This is a genomic window from Sulfolobus sp. B1 (assembly GCF_007050195.1).
GTDB lineage: Archaea > Thermoproteota > Thermoprotei_A > Sulfolobales > Sulfolobaceae > Saccharolobus.
Genome location: NZ_QIMI01000214.1, coordinates 1 through 1,785, shown reverse-complemented (window position 1 = coordinate 1,785; position 1,785 = coordinate 1). Strand labels below are relative to the sequence as shown.

General features: G+C 30.0%; 2 protein-coding genes. One reads left to right on the top strand and one right to left on the bottom strand.

Annotation, left to right across the window (positions count from 1 at the left end):
- On the bottom strand, window positions 1-1,146 hold a 1,146-nt coding region (locus tag DMP16_RS09565), incomplete at its 3' end, for a hypothetical protein (protein ID WP_255446864.1).
- A 43-nt stretch (window positions 1,147-1,189) separates the two neighbouring features.
- Between DMP16_RS09565 and DMP16_RS09560 the strand changes: the two genes are divergently transcribed.
- The gene (locus DMP16_RS09560; protein ID WP_069282418.1) at window positions 1,190-1,525 is read left to right on the top strand and encodes a DUF2175 family protein; all 336 of its coding nucleotides are present in this window, start codon (window positions 1,190-1,192) and stop codon (window positions 1,523-1,525) included.
- Window positions 1,526-1,785 lie beyond the last annotated feature (260 nt).

The following is a 1,785-nucleotide window of genomic DNA, read 5'->3' as shown; positions in this document are numbered from 1 at the left end:
TGTATAGCATTTCCCATCGTAATATAGTTTTCCTTTTTCGCAATTATTATCTTTTACTATTTCTACCCTAGAATCTATAATATTTAAGACTTGATTTGCCTTTATACTTTCATACAATTTCATATACGCAATAGAAATTCTAGCCAAGACTTTAGGATTTGAGGTACTAGCTCCTAGCGCACTCATAGCACCTTTAAGCGATAGTGATTTATAGCTTTCATCATTAGTTATATTCCATAATCTAGAGAAAAATATTGCTGTCTCAGCATTAGATATTGGCTCTAAATAGGGAATATTTGTTATATCGTCATTACCTTTGATATCTTTAAACCCTTTTTCATGTTGCAAATTTTCCTTAATATAATTAGCAATCCTAATAGCTAAAGTTAGATAGTTTTCATCAAAACTTGACTCATAAGCTGTTAATAGCGCGTTTCCAGCTAATGCTTCATCTAGTAATATACCCTTATTCTCTCTTAACGAACTTCTATAAACCTCTCCAGTGTCCTTATTTAATAACTCTAATACTTCCTTTATGTCAGCTATTCCGTAATTCACTAACATTGCTATATTAGCTAAATATTTTTTATCTACGTTAATCTTGGCTTGTTTATTCAGAAGAAACTCAGCTAAACTGTCTTGAAATTTTATTTTGTCTTTAGCCTTTAAATAATCCTTATATATATTAGTGTAGGTAAGATAAACCTCAATCATTCTACTGTCAGCAGGTTCTCCCTCTATTACTTTGTTAACAGTATCGTAGATTACAAATGGTGATAACTCTAATGGCTCTGGAATGAAACCATTTATTGTGAGACCTATGATTTTTTTATTTTTATAATCGTCTAAAATGTCCCTTAGTCTAGATTCTATAAACTTAACATCAACCGACTCAATTATGCCTAAGATCTTTAAATCTGGAGTAAGTATTGTGATAGTGGGAATCACACCTCTAGTTAGCCTTACAGTATACTCTACATTTTCAATTGCATTTACTTGAATAGCGTAATATTTAGATAATATATATAGATTCTTCATTTGTTCATACAATTCTTCACATTTTTTACACTGATCAGTAGTAAAGTATAATAGTATCGGCTTTTCATAGAACTTTGAATCGTTTAAAAGTTGGGCTGTTATTATCATCATAAACCGTAAGGCTTTTTTAGATATAAATCTTCTACTACTTATGAGTCGTCCAGCTACTAAGTGGAAATGCGCCTTGTGTAATAATACTATATATTGGGACGAATTGTTCACATATATGAAAAAAGGAGTAGTTCATTATACATGTTTAAGGGATTTAGCTTTAAAGAATAGTAAAATAGATAATAAAGAACTCCAAAACATTCTTGACGCATTAGAGGAGGAATTAAAACTAATAGTTTATTATAAGCAAAAGATCTCGTCATTACAAAACGAGGAAATAAAGAAAACTTTTGACCAAATAGAGAAAGATGCTGAGAAAAACGCTGGTATTTTAACTAGGTTGGTAGAAAAGTTTAGCATGCTAGAAAGCTCTTAGGTTTTAGATTATGGTAAGATTATTGTATCTCGTTTTTTATATTTATAAGTTATATGATACTTAATCCTACTTTTATTAATTATAATATCTTCGATGCCAGCTAATCTATAATCGCAATACCTAAGGTAAAGCCTTCAATTCTGATAAGCACAATCCCTTTTATTTTCAGTATAAATAGAGTTACTTATATAAGGTAAGTGTATTATGATGAACGTTAAGCTTGTTTCCTATACTAAAGATGGCGAGAAAGTAATTGCAAT